The organism is Acidovorax sp. GW821-FHT10A04 (assembly GCF_059415825.1).
In genome coordinates this window covers 20763-27393 of sequence record NZ_JBWKNZ010000027.1, presented here as the reverse complement: position 1 = coordinate 27393, position 6631 = coordinate 20763, and the positions used below count along the sequence as shown (strand labels likewise).

The following is a 6631-nucleotide window of genomic DNA, read 5'->3' as shown; positions in this document are numbered from 1 at the left end:
CTTTGGTGACTTTCTCTTGGCGACGCAAGAGAAAGTTACTGCGCCGCCGGGCGCACATCCCGGCCTCCGCCCTCAACAAAGGCAAGGCGCTCAAAAGAAGCACGTCAGCACCTATATCAACCCACCCGCTGCTCACTCACTCTCGAAACTCAACTCCTGCCGCAAGCCCAGCGGCACAGGTCCAGATCCCTCGTCATCCATCGGCGGTGGCGGCACGGCATTCGCCAACTGGCGCGGGGCCAGGCACATCTGCAGGTACAGGTGGTCGCGCAGCACGGCCCTGCCGGGCCCGTACAGCACCGCCGGGGGCCTCTCGTCCCCGGGTTCGAAGACCACGTCGATCTCGACCTTGGCGCCCCGGGGCGGGTTCAGAAACTCCTGCGCGGCGGCGATGGCCTCGATCCAGACGAAGGCGCCGGCGATCTCGGCCGTGGCGAAGGCCGAGGAGGGCAGATTCAGGCCGGAGTGGACCAGGGAGTAGTCGTGCCAAGCCATGTAAGGGTGCACGTGCGCGGCCGCGCAGATCTCGAGCGCGGCCTGCTCGGCCATGGCGGCCTTGTCTGCGCTGTCGGCGTCCTCGGGGTAGGCAAGCACTAATCGCATGGGGTGCTCCGGGTCATCGAAACATCGTAGCGTTCCCTCCTGGGGGAGCGCAATCAAACAATTGCACAACAACACCGGGCCGTGGCTTCGCCTTGCCTTGCCTTGCCTTGCTTTCCTACACCGGCTCCGGCGTGGGGTGCGGCCCCACGGGTTCGGGCGGCAAGGGGTTGCCGGGCCGGGGCTCGGGCACGGGGTCCACCGGCCCCATGGGGTGGGTGGCACTGGACAGCCACTGCCGCAGCAGCATCAGCACCTGCAGGAGCGGCAGCGCGGGAAAGGAGATCGGCATGGTGGTGGCTTTCGGGGAGGGGCTGGAAAGACAGGACTCTACGGGGCGGCAGGGCGTGGTGGCAGGCAAGTTACCGCGATGTTCGCGCGAAAAGGGGCGCGTGCGCTGTCAGACAGGCCCGCATGTCGTTGCCGGACCGGAGAACAGCGGGGCCATGCGCAGTGCAGCACAGGCAGTCGTTTCTTTTTTGTGTAATACGTTGCGAATTGCATTGCGTGGCCCCACAATGGCTCGCTTCACCAGGGAGCCCTTGATGCCGATGGAGTTCATGCTCGAGCTGTCGCAAGGCGAACTGCCTCGAACGGTGGATGACGCCCGGGGCATCGACTGCGTGCGCGTGCTGGCTGCGGCGAACCTGGTACAGGCAGTGCTGCCCGAGGTGGGGGGCACGCTGCAAAGCGCCCAAGTGCTGGCCATCACGGCCGAAGGGCGCGCGGCGCTGCGCAAGGCCTACCCGGAGCGGGATTTCCACTTTCTGCCGACATCGTTGTTTCCGCGCTGGCTGCCCACGCCGCAGGCGCCTGGCGGGCTGCCTCGGCAGCACGATGCCACCGACAGCGGGCTCGGGCCGCTGTGAGCGGTGCCGGGGCGCTCCAGGCACGGTAAATGGCTCCGCACAGGGGCCATTTTTTTGTCGCCGAAGGCTGCAGCAGGCGCGACGGCCCGGCAACCAAGAAGGAAAAGAAGAACCCGGGCCTGCCCACGGCATGGTCGAAAAGGGGGCTGATGCCCTGGCCCCGCGTGGCACTTGGCTGCTGTGCGCTGGATGGAGGGTTCCGAGCGCGGCGCGCCTTGATTGGCACGGCGGGGTAGGGTGGTGCCTTGCATGGGTCGCCAGGCCTGTCGATGCGTGAGGCCTCCGGCGCCGCTGCTGCAATGCCACCAAGCATTCCCTGGTCGAGAGTGCGGTGGACAGGCCCGGGTTGCAAACCGCCGACGCCTGTCTGTCTACCCGGTGATCAGTCCTTGGTCTTGCCCGAGGGCGCCGTGCTGCCTGCGCCGGGTGTACCCGCATTGTTGCTGCTGCCCGGTTGGTTCTTGCCACTGGCCGAGATGGTCTGGTCGGACTGGTTGGAGCCGCGCAGGCCTTCGTTGCGGCTGCGTGTGCTGCGCCAAGTGTTGAACTCGTCGGAGAACTTCTGGTAGCGCTCGGTGCGCCACGACTCGTAGTCCTCGTCGAGCAGGCGCAACTGCTCCTGGCGCCAGGCGGCGTAGTCGGGGTCGTGGCGTTGCTGGCTGCGGTACTGCTGCGGGTAGGCGTTGCTCTGGTAGCGGTCGTCGTTGCCATAGCCTGCAGGCCCATAGCCCTCCTGCCGGTGATCCCACCGCGATGGGGGGCCGCCATCGGGCCGGCCGTCGTAGCCGTAACCGTAGCTGCGGCCCTGGCGGCTGCCATATGCATGCGCGCCGCCGCCCTGCTGGTCACGGTCGTAGGCGCCATAGCCTTCGCGGGCCCAGCCTTCGGGGCGGTTCAGGCGGGCGCGGTCGTCGGGGCCGTAGTTGCCGGCGCCATGCTGTTGTTGCTGGCGGTGGCGTTGTTCCGACCCGTAGGGATCGTATCCGCCGATGTCGGGGGCGCGTGCGCCGTAGCCGTATCCGGTGTCGTGTTCGCTGCGGTAGCTGCCCTGGCCCTGCGCGTAGCGGTCACGGCCTTCCCAGCTGCGCGGGCCCTGATAGCCCGGGCCATCGCGGCGGCTGCCATGGGCTGGTTCGTTGTGGCCCGCGCGCAAGGCGTCTGCGGGGATGGAATGGCTGGTGCGCAGGTCTTCGTCGCGGTCCAGGTCGGGGTGGTCGTAGCCTGAGCGGTAGGGGCGTTGCGATGCATGCTGCAGCGCATCGGGGTGGTCGTTGTCGCGGTTCATGCCGTGGCGCGAAAAGCCACTGTCGTCACTGTCTCGGTATCCCATTGTCTTGCTCCTTGGGGAGTGCAGGGAGGGGCGGGCGGCGGGTGCCGCGGCGGTGCTCGGGAACTGCGGCCCGCACGCCGCTGCGCACCGGGAGGGCGTGATGGCGCCCCTCCTGTGCTGGACTGGTGCGGGCCGCAGAAACTGGGCTTTAGTGTTGGGTCTTTGGGGGCCGCTGGTTCGACGACTCACCCTGCTGGCGGCTGGCCTCGTTGCTCTGCTGGCCTGGCTGGCCCTGCTGGCGGCTGCCCGAACTTCCGGTGCTTTGCTCCTGCTGACGTTCGCCCGCAGGTTTGCGCTGCAGGCTATTGTTGTTGTCGTCCTGGTTCGGGTGGTTGCTGCTGCCTTGAGGGTTGTTCTTTGGCATACACGTTCTCCTGTTGAGGTGAAAACATTGCACACGACGACCGTGTGTGGGTCCATTCTTGGGCGCCACGGGGCGCTGCCCTGTAGGTCTTGTCCTATGCGCCGGTCGGAAAAACACCCACCCCGGTAAGCAGATGCACAGGCTGTATCCAGGGGGTGCGCCGGCATGCGAAATGTAAGCAGGCGCAATGGTTTGCAGCATGCTGCGGGCCGCGAAACGGGCGCAAAAAGCTTGGGGTTCCGTCCTACATGCGTGGCCACCGGCGGCCCACTACGATGGCTGCGCCGTGAGGGGTGCTGTGGACCCCGGATCGGCGTCTCTCCCTCGTGACCATCGCGAGTTGGGCCCGCCGCCGAGCGGGCCCTTTTTTGGGCGGGGCGCCTGTTACCAATGGCTTACTCTTCGCGCAGGCATTGTTGGACACCCGGCCAGTCGGGTGTTGCTACCATGGGGCCATCTGGGCATCGCTCAGAGCAGAAGATCCAGGGACCCAAGCCCCGTATGCCAATGTCGTCAGCCGCCTTCAGATTCACGCGCGATGGGCGCGAATCGCACAGCACCATGATCAGCGCGACCACGGACGCGATGAGCGTCGTGCTCGTCTGGCAGGCCCTGGGCGCAGGGCGCAAGCACGAGGTGCTGGACGACAGCGGCGAGGAGTTCCTGGTGGTGCGCCTGAACTACCCGACCGAGCAGGCCGCCCAGGCCATGGACGACTTGGAGGAGCAGTGCGACACCCATGGGGTGCTGCGCGAGGAAGTCGCGGGGCACTAGCGGAACGTGCGGCCAGGACAACCGGGTGCGCCCGGGCTAGCCCGCCATGTGCGCGGCAGCGAACTCCGGCCGTGCGCGCCAGGTCAGCACCCCATGCGCCACGGCCGCCACGAAGGTGGCGCCGATCAGTGCGATGGAGACCGGCAGGTGGAACTGGTCGAACCCGGCCAGCGCAAACCCCGCGTGGATGGGCAGCACCGACGCGCACAGCGCCGCAATGGCCAGGGAGCAACGCCAGCCCGCACGCCGGCGCTGGATCACCGGAATGAACAGGGCCAGCACCAGCACGAACACCAGCACGTTGAATGCGTTGAACAGCTGTATGCCGCCGGGCAGGCCGAACATCTCCCACTCATGCCAGTAGGCCGCGTCGCCCTGGTGGGCAAAGACCAGGGCGATGTCGAGAACGGCGATGCGGTTGAGGGTGATCATCAGCAGGGGGTGGGGTGAGAAGCCGCAGGGCAGGCCTTGCACGGTGGCAAGGGTGGCCTGCATTCTCACGCATCGGCCGTGGTACCGCTCCTATTGCCGCCACGAAAAGGGCAGGGTCCGCAGTTCATGCTCGTTCCATGCCGACACGGTGCCCGTGATCTCGCGCCCGGCGGGGGTTTCCTTGGCCTGGATCAGGCTCAGGTGGTACTGGTAGCCATCGCCGTTGGCGGCGCGGGCTTCGCGGATGGCGCGCGCCGCCGCATCGGTGTGCTGCAGCGCGGTGCCCATGGCGGCCAGCAGCAGCGCGATGCCCACGCCCATGGCGATGGGCCAGCGTGTGCTGCGCACCTTGAGCCCGGCCGCGGCGATGGCGGCCCGCACGGGGGGCGCCCCCAGCTCGCGCGCGAGCCAGGCCATCAGCACCACGGTGAAGACCAGCAGCACGCCGCCGAGTGCGGCCAGCCCGGCATGGGCTTTGACCATGGCCAGCGTGAGCCCCGGGGGCTGCAGCAGCGGCGAGACCAGCACCACGGCGGCCAACAGCGCCAGCATCGACATCGCCATGCGCCGCACGATGGAGGCTGCGCGCAGGCTGCCGCGCAACAGGAAGATGCCACCGGCGACCGAGAAGATGTTGAAGCTCGACACATACGGCACGTCGAACGCCAGGCAGATGAGCCAGGCGGTGATATCGATGCCACCCACGACGAGCAGGGCCAGGCCGGTGCGGCGCAGGTGGGGGCGGTAGGGGGTGTCGGTGGGCATGGGGCTGCCCGCAATATATCGCCTGTGCGCCACCTCCCAGCCAGGAAATGAGGGGTGCAGGCTATATTGCCATCGACCTTGACCAACCGCTTTTTGCTTGCAGGCAGCATGGAATACACACTGGCAGTCACCGATGTCGCCAACGAAGACATCCGAAAATCCATCCTCGTACCGCTCGTGGCCTACAACGACAGCCGGGCGGGGCCGAGCCAGGGGCGGCCCCTGGTCATCCAGGTGAATGACGGCGCGGGCGCCGTCATCGGTGGCCTGTGGGGCTACACGGCCTATGGCTGGCTGTTCACGCAGCTGCTCGTGGTGCCGGAGCCACTGCGCGGCCAGGGCTTGGGAAGCAGGCTCCTGCAGATGGCCGAGGAAGAGTCCCTGGCCCGCGGCTGCCATGGCGCCTGGCTGGACACCTTCGAGTTCCAGGCCCGGGCGTTCTATGAACGCCTGGGCTACGTGTGCTTTGGCGAGCTTCCCGATTTTCCGACAGGGTTCTCGCGCTTTTTCATGAAGAAGACGCTGGTCTGATTTTTTCGCTGCTGCTCAGGCCTTGCGTGCACGGCGGCGCTGGGGCGCACCCGCAGGCGCTGCCAGAGCTGCCGGGCCCGCCTTCTCGTGCGGCAGCATCGGTGGCGGCTGCCCGGTGCCGATCCACTCGTCGTAGAAGGCGATCTTGCCGTCGATGAGCTCCAGCGCCTGCAGCCACTCGGCGATGGTGGCCTGGGCGCGCACGCGGTGCGCCAGCAGCAGGTCCTTGCGCTGGCGCAGGCTGGTGCGCCCCTGGCGGACCAGGTCCGTGTACTCGCGCATTTCGGCGATCGACATGCCGGTGCGGCGCAGCCGGTCCATGAGTTGCAGCCAGTCCAGGTGCCGAGCATGGTAGACGCGCCGGCCCGCGGCATCGCGCGCGACGTTGGGCATCAATCCCTGGGTTTCGTACCAGCGGATGGCGTGCACGCTTTGGCCGCTGCGTTGCGCCAGCTCGCCAATGCGCAACAGGGCGCCTTCGCCGTGCTTGCGGCCGCCCTGGATGTCGCCGCCGCTCATGTGCCCGGCCTCGCAGGCGGGGCCAGCACGGTCTGGGCTAGCGCGGTGTCCATGTACTCGGTGAGCTCCTTGAGCTGGCCGCCCTCGAGCCGGCACACGTAGCAGTTCTGGTTGTGGTAGGGCTGGCCGGCCTTGGTGGTGACGCGGCCCTGGCATTCGATGACCACGTGGTCACCTTCGGCGATGAAGCGCTGGGCCGTGTTGGTGTAGCGGTCGGCGAACTGCGCCATGAGCGGCCCGAGCAGTTCTTCGCGCACCGCCTGCTTGCCGCGGTAGCTGCCGCGCCAGGGGCCTTCGCTTTTGAAGGTCCAGCAGAAATCGTCGGCCATGGCATCGACCAGCGGGCGGCCGTTGCCCTGTGCCAGTTCGGAAAAGATGGCTTGCATGAGTGCCTTGTTTGCTTGCATGGTGCGGCTCCAGAACGATGGAAAAGTGGTTGGAGCCGTG

The 6631-nt window shown here is 67.4% G+C and carries 11 protein-coding genes; 3 read left to right on the top strand and 8 right to left on the bottom strand.

The features are described from left to right. Nucleotides 1-132 precede the first annotated feature (132 nt). Nucleotides 133-603 carry a hypothetical protein gene (locus AC07PF_RS32750; protein WP_494614699.1) on the bottom strand — a complete coding sequence of 157 codons (471 nt, stop codon included), beginning with the start codon at nucleotides 601-603 and terminating at the stop codon, nucleotides 133-135. A gap of 115 nt (nucleotides 604-718) precedes the next feature. Further along, the gene (locus tag AC07PF_RS32745; RefSeq protein WP_007859291.1) at nucleotides 719-892 is read right to left on the bottom strand and encodes a hypothetical protein; all 174 of its coding nucleotides are present in this window, start codon (nucleotides 890-892) and stop codon (nucleotides 719-721) included. Nucleotides 893-1145: 253 nt separating this feature from the next. On the opposite strand from AC07PF_RS32745, the gene AC07PF_RS32740 reads away from it, so the two are divergent. Then, nucleotides 1146-1469 (top strand): hypothetical protein, encoded by a 324-nt coding sequence (locus AC07PF_RS32740; protein ID WP_494614698.1) that lies wholly within the window; start codon nucleotides 1146-1148, stop codon nucleotides 1467-1469. A 382-nt stretch (nucleotides 1470-1851) separates the two neighbouring features. On the opposite strand, the gene AC07PF_RS32735 is transcribed toward AC07PF_RS32740, so the two are convergent. Together AC07PF_RS32735 and AC07PF_RS32730 are read right to left on the bottom strand one after the other, a co-directional pair. Further along, nucleotides 1852-2799, bottom strand: coding sequence for a hypothetical protein (locus AC07PF_RS32735; protein WP_007859282.1), 948 nt, complete (start codon nucleotides 2797-2799; stop codon nucleotides 1852-1854). Between the two features lie 148 nt (nucleotides 2800-2947). Next, a complete protein-coding gene (locus tag AC07PF_RS32730) occupies nucleotides 2948-3163 on the bottom strand; it encodes a hypothetical protein (protein WP_007859280.1) in 216 nt (71 codons plus the stop codon). A 561-nt stretch (nucleotides 3164-3724) separates the two neighbouring features. Here AC07PF_RS32730 and AC07PF_RS32725 point away from each other — a divergent pair. Then, complete coding sequence (locus tag AC07PF_RS32725) at nucleotides 3725-3937, top strand: hypothetical protein (protein ID WP_145698164.1); 213 nt, start codon at nucleotides 3725-3727, stop codon at nucleotides 3935-3937. A gap of 36 nt (nucleotides 3938-3973) precedes the next feature. Here AC07PF_RS32725 and AC07PF_RS32720 read toward each other — a convergent pair whose 3' ends face one another. Together AC07PF_RS32720 and AC07PF_RS32715 are read right to left on the bottom strand one after the other, a co-directional pair. Beyond that, nucleotides 3974-4432: a DUF6713 family protein gene (locus AC07PF_RS32720; RefSeq protein WP_007859276.1), complete on the bottom strand. Its 459-nt coding sequence runs from the start codon at nucleotides 4430-4432 to the stop codon at nucleotides 3974-3976. A gap of 27 nt (nucleotides 4433-4459) precedes the next feature. After that, the gene (locus AC07PF_RS32715; protein ID WP_494614697.1) at nucleotides 4460-5134 is read right to left on the bottom strand and encodes a hypothetical protein; all 675 of its coding nucleotides are present in this window, start codon (nucleotides 5132-5134) and stop codon (nucleotides 4460-4462) included. A 108-nt stretch (nucleotides 5135-5242) separates the two neighbouring features. On the opposite strand from AC07PF_RS32715, the gene AC07PF_RS32710 reads away from it, so the two are divergent. Further along, nucleotides 5243-5665 carry a GNAT family N-acetyltransferase gene (locus tag AC07PF_RS32710; RefSeq protein WP_494614696.1) on the top strand — a complete coding sequence of 141 codons (423 nt, stop codon included), beginning with the start codon at nucleotides 5243-5245 and terminating at the stop codon, nucleotides 5663-5665. Between the two features lie 15 nt (nucleotides 5666-5680). Here AC07PF_RS32710 and AC07PF_RS32705 read toward each other — a convergent pair whose 3' ends face one another. Next, entirely contained in the window at nucleotides 5681-6184 is a 504-nt protein-coding gene (locus AC07PF_RS32705) for a MerR family transcriptional regulator (RefSeq protein WP_494614695.1), read from the bottom strand. Further along, nucleotides 6181-6591 (bottom strand): nuclear transport factor 2 family protein, encoded by a 411-nt coding sequence (locus tag AC07PF_RS32700; protein WP_494614694.1) that lies wholly within the window; start codon nucleotides 6589-6591, stop codon nucleotides 6181-6183. The genes AC07PF_RS32705 and AC07PF_RS32700 overlap by 4 nt, the downstream gene beginning before the upstream one ends. Nucleotides 6592-6631 lie beyond the last annotated feature (40 nt).